At 51.3% G+C, this 22,427-nt stretch carries 19 protein-coding genes; all 19 read right to left on the bottom strand.

All coding sequences use genetic code 11. The features are described 5' to 3' along the window. Positions 1-49 precede the first annotated feature (49 nt). Positions 50-1,228, bottom strand: a complete 1,179-nt coding sequence (locus K0H47_RS10045) for a DegT/DnrJ/EryC1/StrS aminotransferase family protein (protein ID WP_177026782.1) — start codon at positions 1,226-1,228, stop codon at positions 50-52. An 89-nt stretch (positions 1,229-1,317) separates the two neighbouring features. Then, on the bottom strand, positions 1,318-1,911 hold the full coding sequence (locus K0H47_RS10040; protein WP_177026783.1) for a sugar transferase: 594 nt from the start codon (positions 1,909-1,911) through the stop codon (positions 1,318-1,320). Between the two features lie 54 nt (positions 1,912-1,965). Beyond that, positions 1,966-3,093: a glycosyltransferase family 4 protein gene (locus K0H47_RS10035; protein ID WP_177026784.1), complete on the bottom strand. Its 1,128-nt coding sequence runs from the start codon at positions 3,091-3,093 to the stop codon at positions 1,966-1,968. 3 nt (positions 3,094-3,096) lie between these two features. Further along, a complete protein-coding gene (gene asnB, locus K0H47_RS10030) occupies positions 3,097-5,049 on the bottom strand; it encodes an asparagine synthase (glutamine-hydrolyzing) (RefSeq protein WP_177026785.1) in 1,953 nt (650 codons plus the stop codon). A gap of 106 nt (positions 5,050-5,155) precedes the next feature. Next, a complete protein-coding gene (locus K0H47_RS10025) occupies positions 5,156-6,235 on the bottom strand; it encodes a glycosyltransferase family 4 protein (protein ID WP_219272483.1) in 1,080 nt (359 codons plus the stop codon). Positions 6,236-6,319: 84 nt separating this feature from the next. After that, complete coding sequence (locus K0H47_RS10020; RefSeq protein ID WP_256352440.1) at positions 6,320-7,432, bottom strand: oligosaccharide repeat unit polymerase; 1,113 nt, start codon at positions 7,430-7,432, stop codon at positions 6,320-6,322. A 67-nt stretch (positions 7,433-7,499) separates the two neighbouring features. After that, on the bottom strand, positions 7,500-8,411 hold the full coding sequence (locus tag K0H47_RS10015) for a glycosyltransferase family A protein (RefSeq protein ID WP_177026788.1): 912 nt from the start codon (positions 8,409-8,411) through the stop codon (positions 7,500-7,502). 21 nt (positions 8,412-8,432) lie between these two features. After that, positions 8,433-9,686 (bottom strand): O-antigen translocase, encoded by a 1,254-nt coding sequence (locus K0H47_RS10010; RefSeq protein ID WP_177026789.1) that lies wholly within the window; start codon positions 9,684-9,686, stop codon positions 8,433-8,435. Further along, positions 9,683-10,813, bottom strand: coding sequence for a DegT/DnrJ/EryC1/StrS aminotransferase family protein (locus tag K0H47_RS10005; RefSeq protein ID WP_177026790.1), 1,131 nt, complete (start codon positions 10,811-10,813; stop codon positions 9,683-9,685). Before K0H47_RS10005 ends, K0H47_RS10010 begins: the two co-directional genes overlap by 4 nt. A gap of 160 nt (positions 10,814-10,973) precedes the next feature. Next, positions 10,974-11,396 (bottom strand): FdtA/QdtA family cupin domain-containing protein, encoded by a 423-nt coding sequence (locus K0H47_RS10000; protein WP_177026791.1) that lies wholly within the window; start codon positions 11,394-11,396, stop codon positions 10,974-10,976. A gap of 45 nt (positions 11,397-11,441) precedes the next feature. Continuing rightward, positions 11,442-12,467: an NAD-dependent epimerase/dehydratase family protein gene (locus tag K0H47_RS09995; RefSeq protein ID WP_177026792.1), complete on the bottom strand. Its 1,026-nt coding sequence runs from the start codon at positions 12,465-12,467 to the stop codon at positions 11,442-11,444. Between the two features lie 66 nt (positions 12,468-12,533). Next, positions 12,534-13,811, bottom strand: coding sequence for a Vi polysaccharide biosynthesis UDP-N-acetylglucosamine C-6 dehydrogenase TviB (gene tviB, locus K0H47_RS09990; protein ID WP_177026793.1), 1,278 nt, complete (start codon positions 13,809-13,811; stop codon positions 12,534-12,536). A 264-nt stretch (positions 13,812-14,075) separates the two neighbouring features. After that, positions 14,076-14,615 (bottom strand): transcription/translation regulatory transformer protein RfaH, encoded by a 540-nt coding sequence (rfaH, locus tag K0H47_RS09985; RefSeq protein ID WP_177026794.1) that lies wholly within the window; start codon positions 14,613-14,615, stop codon positions 14,076-14,078. Positions 14,616-15,210: 595 nt separating this feature from the next. Beyond that, the gene (locus K0H47_RS09980) at positions 15,211-16,575 is read right to left on the bottom strand and encodes a Wzz/FepE/Etk N-terminal domain-containing protein (protein ID WP_219272482.1); all 1,365 of its coding nucleotides are present in this window, start codon (positions 16,573-16,575) and stop codon (positions 15,211-15,213) included. A gap of 248 nt (positions 16,576-16,823) precedes the next feature. Then, positions 16,824-17,036 (bottom strand): lipopolysaccharide assembly protein LapA domain-containing protein, encoded by a 213-nt coding sequence (locus tag K0H47_RS09975; protein WP_177026796.1) that lies wholly within the window; start codon positions 17,034-17,036, stop codon positions 16,824-16,826. 24 nt (positions 17,037-17,060) lie between these two features. Continuing rightward, positions 17,061-17,357, bottom strand: a complete 297-nt coding sequence (gene ihfB / locus K0H47_RS09970; protein ID WP_003218804.1) for an integration host factor subunit beta — start codon at positions 17,355-17,357, stop codon at positions 17,061-17,063. 339 nt (positions 17,358-17,696) lie between these two features. Further along, entirely contained in the window at positions 17,697-19,391 is a 1,695-nt protein-coding gene (rpsA, locus tag K0H47_RS09965; protein WP_003218806.1) for a 30S ribosomal protein S1, read from the bottom strand. A 119-nt stretch (positions 19,392-19,510) separates the two neighbouring features. Then, positions 19,511-20,200 carry a (d)CMP kinase gene (gene cmk / locus K0H47_RS09960; RefSeq protein ID WP_003172653.1) on the bottom strand — a complete coding sequence of 230 codons (690 nt, stop codon included), beginning with the start codon at positions 20,198-20,200 and terminating at the stop codon, positions 19,511-19,513. Beyond that, positions 20,197-22,407, bottom strand: a complete 2,211-nt coding sequence (locus K0H47_RS09955) for a bifunctional prephenate dehydrogenase/3-phosphoshikimate 1-carboxyvinyltransferase (RefSeq protein WP_256349087.1) — start codon at positions 22,405-22,407, stop codon at positions 20,197-20,199. Before K0H47_RS09955 ends, cmk begins: the two co-directional genes overlap by 4 nt. Between the last annotated feature and the right edge of the window lie 20 nt (positions 22,408-22,427).

The following is a 22,427-nucleotide window of genomic DNA, read 5'->3' as shown; positions in this document are numbered from 1 at the left end:
ACCAACCAAACCCTTCATTCATAAACACACGGTGCAACACCCATAAAAGCTATCCGAGCGAAGCCTCCATGACGACATCGATTATTACTTGGCACGTGAGGTCCATTTCGGCACGAGTCAAAGTAGGGTGTACTAGGAACATCATACTCGTCTCACCCAATTCCTTTGCACCTGCCAAACGCTGGGCAGGCCGCCACCCAGTATTATCGAATGCCTTTTCCAGGTAAACCTCGGAACAGGAGCCTGAAAAAGCAGGCACTCCACGGGCAGCAATTTCGCTCAATATGCGATCCCGAGACCAACCATCTTTCAACTGCTCCGGGCGTACAAACACGTAGCATTTATAAGCAGCGTGAACACTTTCCTCAGGAAACAGCGGAACCCTCAAAGCCGGAAGCTCACGGGCAGCGTCCCATATACGCGTGGCGTTCTGCTCGCGCTGTGCTTGCCATGCTTTCATTCTACGCAACTGAATTCTGCCGATGACAGCCTGGACCTCCAACATCCGCCAGTTGGTACCGAAACTTTCGTGCAGCCAACGAAAACCGGGGGCGTGTTGACGCTCATAGACAGCCTCCCAACTCTTGCCATGATCCTTATAGGCCCACATGTCAGCCCAGAGCGCACGGTCATTAGTGGTCACCATCCCGCCCTCGCCACCCGTGGTCATGATTTTATCCTGACAGAATGACCAGGCACCGATGTGTCCGATAGAACCGACCGGACGGCCTTTGTAGTAAGCACCATGCGCCTGTGCGCAATCCTCGATGACCATCAAATCATGCTGGGCAGCAAGCTCCATGATTGGATCCATATCGCACGGCCAGCCGGCGAGATGCACACAAATAACGGCACGGGTACGAGGCGTTAACACCGCTTCAATGGAATGCGCTGTAAAGTTTTGCGAGTCACGATCTACGTCAGCAAAAATCGGCGTGGCACCTGCATTAACAATGCTGGAAGCCGACGCCAAAAACGTTCGCGACGTTACGATAACCTCATCACCTTCACCAATGCCTAACGCGATGAGGGCCAGGTCCAGCGCAACTGTGCCGTTGGCAAGTGCAATCGCGTAATCGGTGCCAGACCAGGTGGCGAACTCACTCTCAAACTGGCGTGCTTCCTGCCCAGTCCAATAGTTGACCTTGTTCGATAAAATGACATCACGAACGGCATTGGCCTCTTCTTCGGTGAACGAGGGCCAGGGGGAAAATGATGTTCCCAACATGAATAACACCTTAAATTTTTATCAAGATTAAGTTAATAAACTCAAACACCTGGTCAGAACATCCCTTCCAACCAAGCTCCCCCGCTTATTTATTTGGACCCGGTAAACTTACTCATGGTCGCTTCGCCATCAGCACTGATCCCTTCCCTGACGATAACTTTCCTGATAGTCAGTATAATAATTTTAAGATCAAGCCATAACGACTTATTGTCGACATACCAGACGTCCAGCTTGAATTTCTCTTCCCAGCTTACCGAGTTTCTACCGTTGACTTGAGCCCAGCCCGTTACCCCCGGCCTCACGCAATGACGGCGGTACTGTTCGGCGCTGTAGAGCGGCAAATACTCCATCAGTAGAGGTCGAGGTCCGACCAAGCTCATGTCACCTTTCAAAACATTAATCAAGCCTGGTAACTCATCCAAGCTACTGGAGCGTAAGAAGCTACCGAAGGGAGTCATCCGTTGCGCGTCAGGCAAGGGATTGCCTTGCTGATCGATAGCGTCAAGCATGGTACGGAACTTCATCATTTTGAAAGGTTTGGTATTCAAGCCTGGCCTAATTTGGCTGAATAACACAGGTGAGCCGAGTTTACGCTTGACCAACCCTGCGACCACGATCATGACGGGGCCTAATAGGATGAGCCCACACAAGGAAGCAAAAATATCAAATGAACGTTTAAGCATTTTTAACTCAACACAAATTATTATCAGGCTTCAAAGCGATTTCAGCAAACACCGTTATATACCCATACCCTGCAACATGGCCGCGTTGACTTTATCAACGTCATACTTAAGCTCGGCCAACGCCCGGGATTTTTTGCCCATACTCGAGATAAGGTCCGGCGAGTGGACGAACGTCAACATCGCAGCGGTTAGTCCCTCTACATCCTTGACCGATATCAAAAGCCCATTTTCCCCATCAACCACCGTCTCGCGACAACCTGGAGCATCCGTAGTGATAACAGGTCTGCCCATTGCCATGGCCTCAAGAACCGTGCGAGGCGTTCCCTCTCGATAAGATGGCAAGACATAAACAGATGAGTCCGCTATCGCCGGTCTGACGTCTTTCAAGCGACCCAAGAACGCCAATGTACCATCACCGACCCAAGCATCCAGTTCTTCTTGCAGAATCGCATCAGGATTTTCGTCGATCCACCCTACGACCTTGAACGCGACATGCTCATACTCGGCCCTTACGGCCCTGGCTGCACCGACAAACTCGCGCACGCCTTTGTCGCCGAGGAGTCGGGCAATCAAAAGAAAGCTGATTTTCTCAGGTAGCGGGACAACATTAAAGTCGTCCAAATCAACCCCTGAACCGTTCACTACGGTAGAGGGCGTGTCAGCCCCGATCAAATTGAGTTGCTGAAACAACGCCTGGTCATCCGGGTTCTGAAAGAAAACCCGGGTCGCAGATCGCAAGGACAATGCGTACAAGCGCTGCACCAGGGCGCGAAGCAAACCACGGCGCTCGCCCTTCCCATCATTCGATCCCTGAAATGCATAACCCAGACCGGTGATCAGAGCAAAACGCCGGCGAATCCTCATCAATCGAGCAGCGAGCAAACCATAAATAACCGGCTTCACCGTATAGGCCAAGACCGCGTCGGGTTTCACGTGCGCCATGAGCTTGCAAAGCGACATGAGGGTGAATAAGTCGGCTAAGGGATTCATGCCGACTCTGCGCAGCGGAATGTCGTGCACGATCACGCCTTTCTCTTCCAGACGTCCCCTCACAGGACTATCCGAAGGGAGATCCGGCGCGGCGACATGCACCGTCAAGCCTTTAGCAAGCAACGCGTCCAGTAAAGGCCCGCGAAAGTTGATCAGCGAATCTGGATAGCTGGCGATTAATAGAAAATTCATTTTTTATTGCTCTGCCAACCAAGCTTGAAACATAAGAATATCCCACAGGTGATGCTGCCAATTTCTGCGTCCGCTCAAGTGTTCCGCCCACTTTTTCCGGATGGGTTCAGGATGAAAGTACCCCTCTCGACGCAGGCGCCCTTCATCGAGAAGGTTCTCTGCCCATTCTCTCAAAGGCCCTCTGAGCCAAGTGTCCAGCGGAATACCGAAGCCCTGCTTGGGACGCTCGATGAGCTCTTTAGGAACATACCGATATAGCACTTCACGCAGTAACCATTTGCCCTGATTATTCCGAATTTTAAGGTCCAGGGGCATGCGCCAAGCTAGCTCAATAACGCGATGATCAAGCATTGGCACACGCGACTCCAGACTGACAGCCATTGAAGCGCGATCTACTTTGACCAAAATATCGTCGGTCATATAAGTCTGCGTATCCATAGCCATCATCCAGTGCTCAAAGCTATCAGCCACAGGCCAAGCCGCCTGGTCGGTGAATAGCGTTGACGGCTCGTGCGCGCCGATTACAACACTGGCAGGATCCTCCCAATGGCTGTTCAGCTGACGATAGAAGTCCTCACCACTAGCAATACCCAACACCGACGCCAGTTTATGAGCTTTATCACCGGGCGTCGCAAGGTGCAAGCGTTTGGGGAGTAAAGGCTTACTCAACTGAAACAACTGGTCCCACGCACTCGGCGATAAAGCACGCAGCATTTTTGCAGTCGCGCTACGCGCAAAACCTGGCAAGCGGTGCATTTTCTGCCAGACCTGCCGGGCAGTGAGATACCGGTTATAGCCTCCGAATAGCTCATCACCGCCATCACCGCTAAGCGCGACAGTAACCTCTTGCCTGGCCATGTGACTGACCAGAAACGTTGGAATCTGTGAACTATCGCTAAATGGCTCGCAGTACATGGATGCGAGCTTTGGGATAACCGCCAGGGCATCCTCGGGGCGCACGTAGAGTTCCGTATGCTGCGTTCCCAAATGCTTCGCCACAGCCTTCGCATGTACCGCTTCGTCATAGCCACTTTCGTCAAAGCCTATGGTGAAGGTGCGAACTGGCTGATTGCTTTGGGCCTGCATCAACGCAACGACTGCGCTGCTGTCAACACCACCACTCAAAAACGCACCGAGTGGGACGTCGGCCAACATCTGTTGCCCGATACTCAGTCGCAGCTGGTTCTCCAGCGCATCGGTCGCGTCTTTAGGCGATCCTGTAAAAGGATTTTCCAGCCCAGCACTAACGGCATCATTGACTGACCAATAGGCCTGAGATTCAGAACACTTTGCAGCGGCAATATTACCCAGCGTTAAAGAAACGTAGTGCCCAGGCCGGAGCTTGGAAATGCCCTTATAAATGCTGTAAGGCGCAGGAATACAATTGTGGCGCAACATCAGCGCGAGCGAATTACGGTCGACGTCGGCTTTGAATCCCGGATACGCCTTCACCGCACTCAATTCAGAACCAAATAGTAAGACATCATCCTGCCATCCCCAATAAAGAGGTTTCTCGCCCACCCGATCACGCGCGAGCGTCAGTACCTGCTCTTGCCTATCCCAAAGCGCAAACGCGAACATGCCGACCAGCGACTTCAGCGCCTTCTCGATGCCCCAATGAACAAGGCACGCCAACAAAACTTCGGTATCGGAATGGCCCACCCACGGAAGCGCATAGCTTTCTGCCCTAAGTTTATTACGCAGTTCCAGATGATTATAAATCTCACCGTTGAACGCCAAGACATAGCGCTGGTCGTAAGAATGCATCGGCTGGTGGCCCGCACTGGTAAGGTCAACAATCGCCAGTCGCCTGTGGCCCAATGCAAGTCCAAGGTCATCAATCCAGATGCCCGAATCGTCGGGCCCGCGATACGCTATGGCATCGTTCATTTTGGAGATGACTTGGTAGAGCTCAGGGCGCTTGGACGGATCGAAAAGACCGCTTAATCCACACATTTTATTAAATCCTGAATTTAAGGCCGCGAAGGTAACGTGGTTGAAGCCTTGAAAATTAAAACTGAGACGACAAGACAGTCGGCACTTTACCTGAAAGATAATTACACTAACCTGCCCGACCGCCCGCGACGAAGAGTATGTCCCTGATTCGCGGCGCCTGAACTTGCACCGAAAAGATGTTCTCTACCGCAAACAACCCTTTGCTGCCATAAAACAAGCGTAAATCCTGGTCGCTCAATAGCGTATCGAGGCAGCGATGCCAATCCGACATGTCTGCGGCTAACATTCCACACTCGTTGCCTTCGACAATATCAACATTCACGCCCACAGGTGATGCAATAACCGGCACCCCGCATGCCATGTACTGAATGAGCTTATACCCACACTTGCCCTTTTCCCAACGCCCATCAATCAACGGCATGATGCCGATATCAAGTGCTTGAACAAATCCGGTTTCAGCGTCTTCGCTCCACTTATGCACCTCGACATCGATACCTTGAAGTTCGTCGATAACGCCCTCACTAGCCCCCATCAACACAATGCGAGCGCCATAAGTCTCACAGGCGGCTCTGAGAGCATCTCGAATTTGGACAACATACTTTTCAGTTGAGGGTGAGCCAATCCAGCCAATGACCAATTTCTCATTAGGTGCTGGTAAGGTTCTCCCGTAGCGAGCATGTTCGACCACCGTCGGTATCACCTCAACATGAGGTGCACCCGCTTTTATGGCACGATCAGCGAGGTAGGCGTTGCCTGCAATGACACATTCGGCGTTACGCATTACTGTGTCAATCTTGGAGCCCAAAAGAGTTCGAACTACGGCACTTGAAGAAAGATCATACGTGTGAAAAACCGCATCATCGTAATCAACGATATATGGAATACCAACCAACTTTAACAGCCTTTCAGCGACGGCCGGACAAAACGGAAATATTTCCTTTTCGATCCACACCACATCATAGCGCCCAGCTTTAAACAGCACCAAAAGACGCAAAAGATATTGCTTCAATGTTAAAAGTACCGATCTGCCGCCGCCCCGATAAAGGTCCTCAAGGTACTTATCATCAAACAGTGTCTCACTGTCCACTTGCAACCCTTCAGCTTCCAAAAAAGGCAGGAACTGAAGCAATCGAAGGCGCGTACTGGCTCCCATACGAGAATACTTTGGAAGTAATAAAATTTTCATTTCGTTCTCAACAACTCAACTAATTTGATAGTGTATCCATCGCGCAGCCAACGGACCTGACAAGACACTGATAGCATTCATCAATCACGGGGATATGTGCCGCCTGTTCGGATGTAGGAAACGCCCGGCAAACAGAGGGAACAGTATGAGCATTAAATATAGATAAGTGGTCAATGAGAACTGCCACGCGTAAAACATCATGATCAGTGCATACATGAAGCAACTGAGAAGGGCCAAGTAATAGCCTTTTCTTTTTGCTGCAAACACCCTGAGTAAAGCAAAAAATGCACCGAGAATTGCTGTACATATTATGACCGCTGGCAACCCGCCAAACAAATAAGGAGAGGCTGCGTAGGTCAGAACGTTGAAGTCTTTATCCGTAAGACCTAGGTCGAGAGGAGGACAGGAGTATAAGCCCAGCGACAGCAAATCAATGAACTTACCAAATACCAGGTCAGCGCAGCCTAAATAATCTTTACCCTCAGTCCATTGTGAAAAAGCCGTCACAGCATACCCCAAGTACAGCAGAATAAAGTCATAGCCTTTATCACCGCCGGTTTTTCCGGTGCCGACAGCCACGATGATAAACAAAGCAATCAGAATCGCTAGCGAAAGCAGCAGCCCCTTCAGCCTAACCCAGCCCTCGTTTATAGCGGTGTAACCCACAGCGACAAATATAAACATCATACTTGTCCTCTCCGCCATACTGAACGCAGACGTCAAATAGATAAGTGCTGCCACCAGGCAAGGAAACGCTCGTTTTTTTTGTGCATAGTAAAGCGCCAAACCGAGCGCGAACAAAGCAAAATGCTGAGCGCCATACGAGGGCTGGTGCTCCCACGTATTTGCGATCCTCAACGCCAACAAAACACTTCCGTAGCTTCCTTGGATTCCGAACACATAAATTTTATACAGGGACAATACCAAGCCTAAAAATGCAAAAAACCAATAAAGCTGAATAACAATACGATAGGCCGAGACCACGTCAGCTTTTAGATAAGGTATGCCTGCCAAATCCAGCGCTACATAGACGACCATATAAACTATTACAAAAGACAGAACACCCAACAAGTAAACACTATGCCCCCATTCCCATGGCTGCTCTAGAGCCAGCAAGTTGGCGCAAAACATCAACAGGGTAATAAACAGCAATACGAAGACCGGTGATACTAAAGCCTTCTTAAAAAATATTCTCAATTAAACCACCGTTCAACCACTACTAGAGAAAACAAGGTATAAGCGAGCTCATTACCATGCTCTAAGTTCAATTGGACTTGCCCACCACTTTCCTGCCCACCACCCCTATTATCGCTGGCACAGCTACCACTATCTCCCTGAACTTCGAAGCCCTTAGCATGCTGAGTGTCGTGGCTATGTCACCGTTCTTGAGAGCGGATATCACATAAGAAGCCAAGGCACGCGCTATCGCTTTGCGTTGAATAGGAGCCGGCGCAAGTGTCTCTATCAACTCTCGCACCATAAGGTACTGTCTTTTGATATTTCTATAACTGTTTGATTCGTGCTGCCGGTAACCAACAACACTCAACTCAGGCGCGTAGAGAAAATCCACATCACGAACAGGAAAGCGCGTGAACAACTTTATAAATGTAGGATAATCATCCAGCATCAGTTTTGGGTCCCAGCCACTGATCGCCAGCAATGCATCAGTCCTAAAAACTGTGGATTGCAACAATAGGGGGGAAGGATAATTCAAAAACATACTGCGCCCCATGGCATCCGGACTTAGGCTAAAAAATTCGTCCTGAGCAGCCCCGTATACCGGCGTTCTTTTTTCTGAAGCTCGATCAAAAAAAGCGTAACCACCACCGATACAAAATTTTGCATCGGGGCTTGCTAGCAGCCTCTCGACACATTGTTTAATCCCCGCCGCCTCTGGAATATCGTCAGAGGCCACCAGGTAAATAAACTCACTATCCGCTTTACTTAAACCCAGGTTCAGTGAGGATACAAGACCGCTATTTGGCTTGGAAATAAACTCGACGGAATTGTCAGACAAGTTTGAAATAAAAGCCCCGATCGCATCAGCAGACCCGTCTGTAGAGCCATCGTCAATAACCAAGATTTTTCGTCCAGGCAAATCAACTCCTCGCGCGGCCTCAATACAACCAAACACATAATTAATATGATTATACGACGGTATCACAAGCGTAATCATACTCTGCTCATTTTCAAATGATTAATTAACTTTTTTCAATGCGTGCGACATGCAAACACCCATCACAACCCAATATGCCGCATAATTTATTGCATAGGCGATGGTCACTCCCTGCAATCCAAAACTTTTAGTAAACAGCCAGGACAAGATTACAAAAGAAGCAGAAAAAAGAATTTCCGTTACCATGAAAAGCTTGAACATCGCTTTCCCAAGCATCAGATAAGCCATTATCCAGCTACCGATCTTTAAGGTGTCGCCCAGCATTTGCCAGGCAAACAGATCAGTCATCGGTAAGAACTCAGGTGTAAAAAGCAACTTTACGATCATTTCGCGAAAAAAATAGATTATTAGCGCACCCGCCGCGGTCAGAGGCAAGATAACTTTATAACCACTTGCAATTTCCGCCCTGATATCTTCCGCTTTTTTCAATTCGGAAAATCTGGGTAAATAATAGACACTCAAAGTTGTGGTAATAAGCATCAGGTAAGCGCCGCTTAACCTCGTCAATGCCTCCCAATAACCTGCTGCCTCCCACCCGAAACTTTGCCCCAAGTGATTTCGCACCAGAATCTGACTAACAGGTACACACGCCACAGAGGTGAGCGACATCGCTGTATATTTAGCCAAATTCCGAGCAACACCCGGGTCAATTCGCCCAAAAAAATACCGAATCTTGAACCACGGCGCTGAATAGCAAAGAAACAATGTGACAAAAAAACTTAACGATTGATAAACCGCCAATGCTACTAATGCACCGTAGAGCCCCCACATAATCGCCATATAGGTGGTAACGACTAGTGCAAAGAGACTCCCTGCAATATTTGATATGACGTAGCGGGGAATTTCTTTCTTACCGTTCAGCACTGCCAGCAGTAAAGTATTCAGAATAAACAAAACTAACGTTGCTGAAAACCAAACAAATACACCGCCAAACGCTCGATCATTTAAAAAAAGCAGAGACAGTTTTTCATTAAAAATGGTAACAAGCACGCCCGTCACCAGCGCACCAATCACCGATATGCTGCCTGCTGTGCGCCATACCGTTCGCTGCCGCTCTTCATCCTCATGATACTCGGCAGTGTATTTAGTGACGCCAGCATTAATGGCGCCACTTGCAAACGTAGTAATCATCTGTACTGCGTTTTGAAACTGGCCGAGCGCGGCATAGCCCGCAGGTCCGACGTAGACCGCAAGGATTTTGTTTATACATAACAGCGTGACCATGCGCACGACGACTGCTACACCATTCAACAAACTGGTTTTAAGAAACGTCATTCTACCGCGGCGCCGTTAAAACTATTACAGGCTTCGATAACAATGGAAACGTCATCCATATTCATCGTCGGCCCAATCGGAAGGCTAATAACCTCGGCGTGCATGCGCTCGGTAATATCAAAACTCAGCTCATCCCACTCGGCATAAGCCTTCTGTTTGTGCGGAGGAATAGGATAATGAATCAGCGTCTCCACACCATTCGCACGCAAATGGTCTTGAAAGGCAGTTCGGTGCTGACACCGAATAACGAACAGGTGCCAAACGTGTTCCGAGAAGCCGTTAGCATCAACAGACTGATCAAGTGGCAACTTCAACGCTTGGTTTTTAATGCCCGCCATGTAGGCAGCCGCAATACTCCGACGCGCGCTCATGTCCTTTTCCAACTGTCTCAGCTTTACTCGCAACATCGCCGCCTGCAGCTCATCCAGACGACTGTTCACGCCTTTATAGATGTTGTTGTATTTTGATTTCGACCCATAATTACCTAAGGCTCGAATAGTTTCAGCAAGTTCATCATCATCCGTAGTTACGGCGCCGGCATCTCCCAACGCCCCCAGGTTTTTACCCGGATAGAAACTGAATGCTGAAGCGCTGCCCCAGCTACCTGTCTTTTTACCCTTTACGCTTGCACCGTGTGCTTGAGCCGAGTCCTCGAGCACTAGCAGACTATATTTTTGCGCAAACTCATTAATCGCAGGCATATCGCAGATTTGCCCATAAAGGTGTACGGGCAATATTAGCTTGGTGCGATCGGTCAGAGCGCCTTCTAATCTCGCTGGAGACAAGTTGTAGGTATCGTTATCAGGCTCAACCAACACCGGAACCAAACCGTTCTCGGTGATCGCCAGAATGCTTGCAATGTAGGTGTTGGCCGGTACGATGACTTCGTCTCCCTCCTTTAATCGCCCCAGTACTTTCCACGCTCGTATGGTTAATGTCAGGGCGTCCAAGCCATTCGCTACACCTATACAATGTTTTACATCACAGTACGCTGCAAACTCAGCTTCGAACGCCGCTACTTCTCGGCCTGATATATACCAACCAGAATCAATAACCCGAGTACATGCTTCAATCAATTCAGAGCGCATCGCGGCATTGATGCTTTTCAAATCAAGAAAATTTACCATCTTTATATAACCTGATTAATTTCTAAGGCGGTGAATAAGGCAGGCGCACTATCGCTGACATTATACAACACACTTTTTGGCTTTATAATAACGCAGCACATCACCCAATCAACACCGCGCAACAATACACGCGCGTGAACGATAGCAAAGTGTCGCAAGTCTATGAAGAAATTGATATTCTAGCCTGGCGTGCGATGGCTAAAAACTCTTCATAGTTTCGAATATAATCTGCTTCATCATAATGTGCACTTGCCAGGACAAGCAGTACACACTGCTCACTGAAGTCATGCATTTCACGCCACATGCCACCTTCAATCAAAATCCCTTTGGTTGGACAATCCAGCCAAACATCCTCTCGCTTAATGCCATCATCCAATACCATGCGGCACTTGCCGACCAAGCATATAGCGACCTGTTTCAAGCTACGATGGGCATGGTATCCGCGACTAACGCCTTCAGCCGTCCGATAAATATAGTAAACACGCTTTATCTCAAACGGAACGACCGCACCCTGTTCGATCGAAACCAGACTGCCTCGCTCATCACCTAACGTCTGGAAATCTATCCATTTAATAAGACTCATCATACCCTCTCGAAACTATTAGCAGGCTGTACATACCCCTTGGCGTCACTTTAAAAAAGTGACATACCATGGCATCGCCTTTGCTACACCATCCTCTATCAGATAGGCCGGTGAATAACCAAGACTGGCTTTTATTTTCCCAATGTCCGCTTGAGAATGCCTCACGTCGCCCGCACGAAAATCCCGATATACCGGATCCTTGCGATAATCAATGCCGTTAGCCGCCAGCTCTTTTTTCAGAGCATAAAACAGCGTATTGAGTGTTGTGCGACCACTGACAGCAACATTATAAACCTGGTTACGAACTGCTGGGTCTACAGCAGTTGCAGCCAATAAGTTAGCTTGGACAGTATTTTCTATAAAGCAAAAATCGCGACTCGTTTCACCATCGCCATTTATAAATATAGTTTCGTCTTTAATCATGGACGCTGCCCATTTCGGGATAACAGCCGCATACGCCCCATCAGGATCTTGCCGCTTGCCGAACACGTTAAAGTAACGGAGGCCAATCGTATTGAAGTTATAGCAGCGCGCGAACACGTCTGCATACAGTTCGTTGACATATTTTGTCACCGCGTAAGGAGACAGTGGGCTACCGATCACATCTTCAACTTTCGGCAACCCTGGGTGATCACCATAAGTGGAACTGCTAGCGGCATAGGTAAAACTTTTTACCTTAGCATCCCGCGCAGCAACCAGCATATTCAGAAAGCCGTCTATATTAGTTTGGCTTGTCGTGATCGGATCATTTAGGGAGCGAGGCACGGAACCAAGAGCAGCCTGGTGCAGCACATAATCTACGCCGGCACAAACTTCATGGCAGGCATCCAGGTTTCGGATATCGCCGTTAACAAATTTAAACCTGAGCCACTGCTCAGCATCAACGCTGTGTTGTACTTCATCGAGATTACGCTGGTGCCCTGTAACAAAACTATCAAGGCCAACCACGTGTTGATCCAACTTCAACAGTGTCTCGAGCAAATTCGAACCAATAAACCCCGCAACCCCAGTAATAAGCCAAACTTTTGGCTCATTGGGGAGACTTTTTAAAAGCTTTTCGTAACGCGTCATAGTGTCCACTTCGTAGAGAAAGAGAGTCTAAAATCGCCCACTGCTACGCGGGTATCTCAAATACAATCACAAACGAATATCAGATTGACCACGTTCCAAAAGATATTTCAGGTCATACAGTACGTGTTTGCTCTTACCGAGGGCGCGAATTTTTGCAGCCCCCATCGATCGAAATTCATTATGAGCCACCGCAAGTACCACGGCGTCATAGGTATTTTCAACCGGGGCGTCGATAGGCTTGATGCCGTATTCGTGCTCTGCCTCAGCTCCGCTTACCCAAGGATCGTACACATCAACAGCGATATTGTATTCTGCCAGCTCGCGCACAATATCGACGATTCTGGTATTACGCAGATCGGGGCAGTTTTCCTTGAAGGCCAACCCCATAATCAGCACCCGGGCACCGTCGACATGAATGCGCTGCTTGAGCATCGCTTTCACCAACTGCGAAACGACATAGGCGCCCATGCTGTCATTCAAACGACGCCCCGCTAGTATAATTTCGGGATGATAACCAATGGACTGAGCTTTATGGGTAAGGTAATAAGGGTCGACGCCAATACAATGCCCCCCTACCAACCCAGGACGGAAAGGCAGGAAGTTCCACTTGGTACCGGCAGCTTCAAGCACAGCTTCCGTATCAATACCCATCTTATTGAAAATAATAGCCAGCTCGTTAATCAGCGCAATATTTAAATCACGCTGTGTATTTTCAATAACCTTAGCGGCCTCTGCTACGCGAATGCTACTGGCTTTATGTGTGCCAGCAACAATAATTTCGCCGTATAGCGAATCCACAAGATCAGCCACTTCAGGGGTAGAACCCGCGGTCACCTTTTTAATCGTAGTAACACGGTGCTCCTTGTCACCCGGATTAATTCGCTCTGGACTGTAACCCGCAAAAAAATCAACATTAAACTTGAGCCCCGAGAAATTCTCCAGTACGGGCACACAGTCTTCTTCAGTGGCACCTGGGTATACGGTAGACTCGTAAATTACGATATTGCCTTTCTTCAATACCTTGCCGATACTTTCCGATGCCTTGATCAACGGAGTCAGGTCGGGCTGATTGTATTCGTCGATTGGCGTGGGAACAGTCACTACGAAAACGTTGCACGCTTCCAACTCATTTAAAGCCGAGCTAAATTCGAGAAACTTTGCAGAAAGCAGTTCATCGTCACTCACTTCCAACGTCGAATCATGCCCTTCCCTAAGCGCTTCGATGCGAGACTTGTTGATGTCAAACCCAACAACAGAGCGGTGCTTTCCGAACTCTACAGCCAACGGCAGGCCAACATACCCTAGACCAACAATAGCAAGTTTAATATCTTCTAATAACAACATGTATTTGTTCCATAAGAAAAGCGCGATTCCATTGCAGCTTCGCACTGGTAAATTTAAATCGAAAGGTCGATTACACTCGTGTTGGCTAGGGAACGCGCCTCGCGAAAATTGTCACTGGGCAGAGCTGCCGTAATTTTTAACCTTCCCTGAATTCTGCCGCAGATTCTTAGTGCACTGGAGAGCGAGGAAAATAAAATAATCCCACGCTACCGCCCCGAGGTTTTTAGTCATCCCCCTGAAGACTCGTCGCTGCTATCACGCCATTCACGCCTCGCTACCAGCCCCACCCAGGCTGCTCAAAGGGACAACAATCTGTCGCTGGCGGCTTAAAATGTTGATCAACAAAATAGCCCTTTCCTCACCGTCCATCGCCATGAAGATGGACTCAAGACCGGAAAAATCGCCGTCGAGGATAACGACCTTATCGCCTGCATGATGCGTAGGAACAACACCCAAATCCGCCCGTTCCTGCAACGCATGAACGAGGCCTGAGGCCACTCCCAGCGGGGAGCCGCCAAAAGCAACCATCCGACTGACCCCCTTTGTCGACCGCAGCGGGGCCCAATTGGCGCCTTCCGGAAGATGTACAAACAAATACCCGGGAAACAGTGACTCCGTAATGAAGTGTTGCCGTCCTCGGCTGACCCTTTCACGCCTGAAGACTGGGCGAGAGCATACATACCCTTGCCGCTCAAGATTCTCCTGAGCACGCCCGTCTTGCTTAGGCTTGCATTGCACCAGATACCAATCGTAACGCAACGCGGTGTTGGGTTGCAGGACGACTGAGTGCCTATCTACACCCATAGTTTTTTCACGAGTATCGTTTTCCTTGGCATGCCATTACATTTGGGTCGACAGGTGTATTTGTCAGGCTACATTGACTCCTGACACCGAGCACGCCCTAAAAACACAACTTACTCCCACACCTGCCAAAACGCCCTACTGCCGAAGATCATAAATTCGCATGCAGATAATACTACCCTGAACACCCAATTCAACCTGCGCATGCTTTGACACTCGGCAAACGCTCCCGGCTCGAGAGGTCCAGTCTGACCAGGTTGCATCAGCTCATCAAACGTCGCAGATGGAAGGCTCTCTGAAATCCTTGCAAAAAGCAGTGAATAGACATTTCCGAGTTTACCCACGACCTTCATTCACATCCCAAGACGCGCCGGAAACTCAAGCTATTCGGCCGCGCACCAAAACCAAGCCCCCCCCCTGACCCGCCCGCGATCTGAGATATTTAAACCTAATTTGGTTCCATGTGCCTGATGAGCGACATCAATATTGATATCAATACGACATCTCCACAAAGATCTGCGCGGTATAAAGTGATTCAACCTGAGCCTCGACACCGTCACCCGAAGAGAAACGCAGGCCTCAATCAACAACTCGCCGACTAGCGCTTTGCGCCTAGGAGCGCACGCTCGGCATTATCATGGTCCAAGGTGCCTTCCACGACGGGAAAGCTGAACGCAATTGATCGCTCATCTTGAGAACTCCTCGACTGTAAGAAATGGCGGCAAACGGCAATGACGATTCCCAAGAATACTCCGAGGAAGGCCCCCAGGACGACAATGAGAAGCTTATTAGGCTTAATGGGACCCACGGGTTCTACTGCCTGCTTATCGATAGCAACCAGCTGTAACTTGCCCATGCCCATATTCAAATTACGCAATCGAGCAATCTCTGTGCGCATAGGCTCTACGCCTTCAAGAAACAGATCCTCGTTCTTCCTCTGATTCAGAACTTCGACCTGCCTATTCGACTGGAGCAATTGAAGCTCCTTGGCGATCTGCGCAATACGCTGCTCTGTAAAATCATCCGACTTGCGCTGCGATAACGCCGCTCTCTCAGCCTCTAATGCTTCAACACCCATAAAATACAAAGGGACTTGCTGATTGCTGATCTCAGTGCGCATTACGCTGACCGCACCACCCCGCTCACCCTCTCCCAGCGATGACGGGGTAGAAGGTTTTCTAATGCCTAAAGTCTTTGCAATGCCTATTGCCTCGCTGAGCTGCGCCATGCGATCCGCACGCTGCGTTTTCAACTGCATCCTGAGAGCCTTAAGCTCGTCCTGTAGTTGCGCACGCCTCAGCGAATCAGCCTCTGTCAAAAGGGCGATCTTTGCTTCTTTATCAGTGTTGTAACCTGAACGGGCTGCATCCAACTTGCCTTTAATCTCTTCCAGCCGGTTTTTTACAATTACATCAAGGTCTGCGGCAATCTGATTCCGCTCCCTGATGATGGCGTAATCTACAAGGCCGTTGAGAATAGCAACGCCATCAACCCCTTTCGGATAGTCCATCTCAAGCTGAATATAAGCATTCAACGAGTCCGCTTTTTTGGAATCACTCGATACAAGCTTGATTGAGTTACGATTGAACGCTTCAAAAGACTGTTCCAGTGTGCGTCCAGGCTGTTCAAATGACTTAAATAGCTTCTGATTTTCGCGAAAAAAACCAAGACGGGTTTCAAACGATTCCAGAGAAGCACCCACCTTCGTCAGCGCCTCGTCTGGCGGGAGCCGGTAAATCTCCGAGCGATTCAGAGCATCGAGCTCATTGATTGCGGAAGGACGTAAAACACTTGTCACCCGGTACTCAGGTGTGGCCATAAACGCGTATACGGCAGACAACAAGCTTGCGAATATAGCAACAGATAAGATCAGTTTTCTCTCTTTCCAAATCGCTTGGGAAAGTTCGACAACATCAAATTCCCTCGACGGGGGAACGGGAGGGACGCGGAAGCTACTACTCACAACAAAAACCTGCCTTCAAAAAAGAGAAACTGCGGGCTCGTTATGCGGACAAATTCTATTTTCTTATCGTTATAGCCACTGAACCCGGACACTAGCTCCAGTGCAGGGTCCAGGCAAAGAAATTGCCCGGTATCGAGAATATGATGCATATCGCCATCTGTCGTCCATATTACAAGATATCGATACGCTTTTGACACATTCCTTAACAGTCAGTCATCCAACAAAGTGACACAGCCGATAATCTGCGACTATCGGCGCCTGGAGACCCAACCTAGCAGCGGCCCAAAGGCCAGACCGCCGATCAACGACAGTACAACAAATCCTGCTACCGGCATCTCGATTGAGGACCACCCCAGGAACGACAAAGCAACCTTCTGCTGGTTTTCCAGCACGAACGCCACCACTCCCAATGTGACTACCAGCAAAATCAACATCAGAGCAATACGCTTAACCCCACGCATAACCTTCTCCTACCCCAAAAACACTCAGACGCCTTCTTCCTCATCTTCGTTCACCCGGTCACGCAATTCCTTGCCCGGCTTGAAGTGAGGCACGAACTTGCCGTCGAGGCTAACGGATTGGCCAGTCTTAGGATTACGCCCCACACGCGGCGCCCGATAATGCAGCGAAAAGCTACCAAACCCACGAATCTCAATCCGATCGCCGGTGGCCAGGCACTGTGACATCTGTTCAAGCATGGTCTTGATGGCCAGCTCCACATCTTTGGATGAGAGCAGCCCTTGATGGGTGACAATTCGTTCGATCAACTCCGACTTCGTCATATTTTTCCCTTCTTTTTCAAGCAGCTAGGAAAAGCGCTTCGAAGGTTTTAGCATGACCGGAGGAATTTGAACAGCCCATGTATTGACTTATATTCAAAGACTTGGGGTGTAACTCGAAGAGAGTTGGCATTACGCACTACGACAGCCAGCTCTCGCTCAGCCTCGCTGGAGCCACTTCAGCGCATTCACTGTCAGATACAGCCTACGAGGTCGAATACACTGCCAGCGCGACGACAGCGCTCCAGCCGCAGAACGCAAAGGCGACGTTGCACACAACACCAAATCCCAGGCACAAAAAAGGGCGACCGAAGTCGCCCTTTTTCTATGGTCTGACAGAACTTAGTTCTGTTTTTCCATTTGTGCACGCAGCAGGTCGCCCAGAGTGGTAGGACCAGCAGAAGGCTCAGAGGTAGCTGGCTTGTCGCGCAGGCTCTGGATAGCTTCTTTCTCTTCAGCATCGTCTTTCGACTTGATGGAGAGCTGGATTACGCGGCTCTTGCGGTCAACGCTGATGATCTTGGCTTCTACTTCTTCGCCTTCTTTCAGAACGTTGCGCGCGTCTTCAACGCGGTCACGGCTGATTTCGGAGGCTTTCAGAGTCGCTTCGATATCGTCGGCCAGAGTGATGATGGCGCCTTTAGCGTCAACTTCCTTCACGATGCCTTTAACGATTGCGCCTTTGTCGTTCTCTTGAACGTACTCGGAGAACGGATCGCTTTCCAGTTGCTTGATACCCAGGGAGATGCGCTCGCGCTCTGGGTCAACCGACAGGATAACGGTGTCCAGCTCGTCGCCCTTCTTGAAACGACGAACAGCTTCTTCGCCAACTTCGTTCCAGGAGATGTCGGACAGGTGAACCAGGCCGTCGATGCCGCCGTCCAGACCAATGAAGATACCGAAATCGGTGATCGACTTGATGGTGCCGGAGATTTTATCGCCCTTGTTGAACTGGCCAGAGAAATCTTCCCATGGGTTAGATTTGCACTGCTTGATGCCGAGGGAGATACGACGACGCTCTTCGTCGATGTCCAGAACCATAACTTCCACTTCGTCGCCGACTTGTACGACTTTCGAAGGGTGGATGTTCTTGTTGGTCCAGTCCATTTCGGAAACGTGTACCAGACCTTCCACGCCTTCTTCCAGCTCTGCGAAGCAGCCGTAGTCGGTCAGGTTGGTAACACGCGCGGTGACGCGAGTGCTTTCTGGGTAACGAGCCTTGATAGCGACCCATGGATCTTCGCCCAGCTGCTTCAAGCCCAGGGAGACACGGTTGCGCTCACGATCGTACTTCAGAACCTTGACATCGATCTCGTCGCCAACGTTGACGATTTCCGATGGATGCTTGATGCGCTTCCAAGCCATGTCGGTAATGTGCAGCAGGCCATCGACGCCACCCAGATCGACGAATGCGCCGTAATCGGTGAGGTTCTTGACAATACCTTTGACTTGTTGGCCTTCCTGCAGGGATTCCAGCAGAGCTTCACGCTCGGCGGAGTTCTCTGCTTCCAGGACGCTGCGACGGGAAACGACAACGTTGTTGCGCTTCTGGTCGAGCTTGATGACCTTGAATTCGAGTTCTTTGCCTTCCAGGTGCGTGGTGTCGCGCACAGGACGAACGTCGACCAAAGAACCTGGCAGGAACGCACGGATGCCGTTAACGTCGACAGTGAAGCCGCCTTTAACCTTACCGTTGATAACGCCCTTGACCACTTCTTCAGCTGCGAAGGCTGCTTCGAGAACAATCCAGCATTCAGCGCGCTTGGCTTTTTCACGGGACAGCTTGGTTTCACCGAAACCGTCTTCAACCGAGTCCAGAGCAACGTGAACTTCGTCACCGACATTGATAGTCAGGTCACCAGCATCGTTGTAGAACTGTTCCAGCGGGATCAGAGCTTCAGACTTCAGACCAGCGTGAACGGTTACCCAGCGAGCTTGGTAATCGATATCAACGATAACACCGGTGATGATGGAGCCTGCCTGAAGGTTCAGGGTTTTTAGGCTTTCTTCAAAGAGTTCCGCAAAGCTTTCGCTCATTTTAATTCCTGTTGATAAGGGCGAAGAATACGCCCATCTCCACACCCCAGACGGTGTGGGTCAGTTTCAATTAAAAGAAGCACCACAGGACTATGACTGGTCCCCTGCGGCCTTCTTGGTCACCCGGCGATATCGCGAATGGCGATTTCACTCAAGATGCGTTCCAGCACCTGCTCGATGGACAACTCCGTGGAATCCAGCTGTATGGCGTCAGCCGCCGGCTTGAGCGGGGCTACCGCACGCTGGGTATCACGCTCATCGCGTGCACGGATCTCATCTAGCAGACTCGACAGACTAACACCATCGACTTTGCCCTTCAACTGCAAGTAACGGCGGCGGGCCCGCTCCTCGGCACTGGCAGTCAGGAAAATCTTCAGCGGCGCCTCAGGAAACACCACCGTGCCCATGTCGCGGCCATCGGCCACCAGACCCGGCGGCTCCTGAAAAGCCCGCTGGCGCTGCAGCAGAGCGTCGCGCACCGCCGGCAATGCAGCGACCTGGGAAGCCCAGGAACCGACCTGTTCGTTACGCAGGTCATCGGTCACATCGTCCCCTTCCAGGATGATGCGCTGAGGATGACCTTCCGTCGCCCCGACGAACTGCACATCAAGATGCGCAGCCAGCAGCTTCAGCGATTCTTCGTTGGTCAGGTCGACGCCATGGTTGCGTGCAGCAAACGCCAGCAAGCGGTACAGCGCCCCGGAGTCCAGCAGGCACCAGCCCAGGCGCTTGGCCAGGATGCCGGCGATCGTGCCTTTGCCCGAGCCACTTGGCCCGTCGATGGTAATCACCGGTGCTTTGATATTCACAATTGAGCCTCTTGGGCAACACGGATGCCGACTTGGGCACACAATGTAAGAAAATTCGGAAAAGACGTAGCCACGTTGGCACAGTCATGGATACGAATCGGCGCAGCCGCTCGCAGGGAGGCCACGCTGAAGGCCATGGCAATCCGGTGATCACCATGGGCATGCACTTCGCCGCCGCCTATCACGCCACCGTCGATGATAATCCCATCAGGTGTCGGTTCACACTTCACGCCCAGGGCGAGCAGACCGTCGGCCATGACCTGGATCCGATCGGACTCCTTGACCCGCAACTCCTGCGCCCCGCGCAATACCGTTCGGCCTTCGGCGCATGCCGCAGCCACGAACAGCACCGGAAATTCATCGATCGCCAGCGGAACCAACGCCTCGGGAATCTCGATCCCCTTCAACGGCGCCGCACGAACACGCAAATCAGCAACCGGCTCGCCACCTACTTCCCGCTGGTTTTCCAGGGTGATATCCGCGCCCATCAGCCGCAGGATATCGATCACCCCGGTACGGGTCGGATTGATGCCCACATGCTCAAGCAATAGCTCGGAGCCTTCGGCAATCGACGCCGCCACCAGGAAAAACGCCGAGGAGGAAATATCCCCCGGCACTTCGATATGCGTTGCGGTCAGCGTGTGACCAGACTCGACCGAAGCCGTAGCACCCGCCACCTCCACCGGATAACCAAACCCACGCAACATCCGCTCGGTATGGTCACGGGTCGGCGCCGGCTCGGTAATCGAGGTTTTACCCTCCGCATACAACCCAGCCAGCAACAGGCAGGATTTAACCTGAGCACTGGCCATTGGCAATGCGTAGGTCAGCCCCTTAAGTGCCTGGCCACCGCGAATCGTCAGCGGTGGGCGCCCTTCCGGTCCGGTCTCGATCACCGCGCCCATTTCGCGCAATGGCTTGGCCACGCGATTCATCGGACGCTTGGACAGCGAGGCATCACCCGTCAACACACTGTCAAAGCTCTGAGCCGCCAGCAAACCGGACAACAGCCGCATGGAGGTGCCGGAGTTACCGAGATAGATCGGACCTGGCGCCGACTTCAAGCCATGCAGGCCAACCCCGTGAATGGTGACGCGCCCATGGTGCGGGCCTTCAATCACTACACCCATGTCGCGAAACGCCTGCAAGGTCGCCAGGGCATCTTCACCCTCCAAGAAACCCTCTACCTCGGTGACACCGTTCGCCAGGGAGCCGAGCATGATCGAGCGATGGGAGATCGACTTATCCCCAGGCACCCGAATCTGCCCGCTCAAGCGGCCACCGGGGTTGGCGAGAAACACCAGGTCATCCGCACTTGCAGCCGCATCCATGTAAGCCCGACGCGCCAGAATCTTGCTGAAATGCTCCCGCGCCACCCGCGCACGGGTGAACACGCCCAACAACTGATGCCCGTCGCCCGCATCCACCGCGTCGCGCAAGGCGTCGAGGTCGCTGCGGAATGTATCCAGCGTGCGCAACACTGCATCGCGGTTGGCGAGGAAGATGTCGTGCCACATCACCGGGTCACTGCCGGCGATCCGGGTAAAGTCGCGGAAACCACCGGCGGCGTAACGGAAAATCTCGAGGTTCTCGTTGCGCTTGGCCAGCGAATCCACCAGGCCAAACGCCAGTAAATGCGGCAGGTGACTGGTCGCCGCCAACACTTCATCGTGGCGCTCGACCTGCATATGCTCGACATCCGCCCCCAGCTCGCGCCAGAGCCGATCAACCACGGCCAATGCCGCAGGATCGGTTTCATCCAGCGGCGTAAGAATCACTTTATGACGACGGAACAGCTGCGCATTGGACGCCTCAACGCCGCTCTGCTCGGACCCGGCGATCGGATGCCCAGGCACAAACCGCGCAGGCATGCCACCAAAGGCCAACCGCGCCGCACGCACCACATTGCCCTTGGCACTGCCGACGTCGGTCAGGATCGCCTGACCCAGATCCATGCCGGCCAACAGCGCCAGCAACTTCTCCATGGCCAGGATCGGCACCGCCAACTGAATGACATCCGCACCCTGACAGGCTACCGCGAGGTCCGCTTCACAGCGGTCCACCACGCCCAACTCCACCGCCAACTTGCGCGATTGCGGGTCCAGGTCCACACCGACCACTTCGCCACACAGGCCGCTTTCCCGCAGGCCCTTGGCGAAGGAGCCGCCGATCAATCCCAGACCGACCACCACCAGACGACCGATCATAGGCACAGCAGGTTGCAATG

Origin of the sequence: Pseudomonas sp. Xaverov 83 (genome assembly GCF_019352905.1) — a bacterium.
Classification (GTDB): Bacteria; Pseudomonadota; Gammaproteobacteria; order Pseudomonadales; family Pseudomonadaceae; genus Aquipseudomonas; species Aquipseudomonas yamanorum.
The sequence above is the reverse complement of the archived record's forward strand: the minus strand, read 5'-3'. Positions and strand labels throughout refer to the sequence as shown.

Excerpts from the sequence above, each read along its gene's own strand:
- K0H47_RS10045 (WP_177026782.1), bottom strand. The coding sequence starts at position 1,228 with ATGTTGGGAACATCATTTTCCCCCTGGCCCTCGTTCACCGAAGAAGAG.
- K0H47_RS10040 (WP_177026783.1), bottom strand. The coding sequence starts at position 1,911 with ATGCTTAAACGTTCATTTGATATTTTTGCTTCCTTGTGTGGGCTCATC.
- K0H47_RS10035 (WP_177026784.1), bottom strand. The coding sequence starts at position 3,093 with ATGAATTTTCTATTAATCGCCAGCTATCCAGATTCGCTGATCAACTTT.
- asnB (WP_177026785.1), bottom strand. The coding sequence starts at position 5,049 with ATGTGTGGATTAAGCGGTCTTTTCGATCCGTCCAAGCGCCCTGAGCTC.
- K0H47_RS10025 (WP_219272483.1), bottom strand. The coding sequence starts at position 6,235 with ATGAAAATTTTATTACTTCCAAAGTATTCTCGTATGGGAGCCAGTACG.
- K0H47_RS10015 (WP_177026788.1), bottom strand. The coding sequence starts at position 8,411 with ATGATTACGCTTGTGATACCGTCGTATAATCATATTAATTATGTGTTT.
- K0H47_RS10010 (WP_177026789.1), bottom strand. The coding sequence starts at position 9,686 with ATGACGTTTCTTAAAACCAGTTTGTTGAATGGTGTAGCAGTCGTCGTG.
- K0H47_RS10005 (WP_177026790.1), bottom strand. The coding sequence starts at position 10,813 with ATGGTAAATTTTCTTGATTTGAAAAGCATCAATGCCGCGATGCGCTCT.
- K0H47_RS10000 (WP_177026791.1), bottom strand. The coding sequence starts at position 11,396 with ATGAGTCTTATTAAATGGATAGATTTCCAGACGTTAGGTGATGAGCGA.
- K0H47_RS09995 (WP_177026792.1), bottom strand. The coding sequence starts at position 12,467 with ATGACGCGTTACGAAAAGCTTTTAAAAAGTCTCCCCAATGAGCCAAAA.
- tviB (WP_177026793.1), bottom strand. The coding sequence starts at position 13,811 with ATGTTGTTATTAGAAGATATTAAACTTGCTATTGTTGGTCTAGGGTAT.
- rfaH (WP_177026794.1), bottom strand. The coding sequence starts at position 14,615 with ATGGGTGTAGATAGGCACTCAGTCGTCCTGCAACCCAACACCGCGTTG.
- K0H47_RS09975 (WP_177026796.1), bottom strand. The coding sequence starts at position 17,036 with ATGCGTGGGGTTAAGCGTATTGCTCTGATGTTGATTTTGCTGGTAGTC.
- ihfB (WP_003218804.1), bottom strand. The coding sequence starts at position 17,357 with ATGACGAAGTCGGAGTTGATCGAACGAATTGTCACCCATCAAGGGCTG.
- rpsA (WP_003218806.1), bottom strand. The coding sequence starts at position 19,391 with ATGAGCGAAAGCTTTGCGGAACTCTTTGAAGAAAGCCTAAAAACCCTG.
- K0H47_RS09955 (WP_256349087.1), bottom strand. The coding sequence starts at position 22,407 with ATGATCGGTCGTCTGGTGGTGGTCGGTCTGGGATTGATCGGCGGCTCC.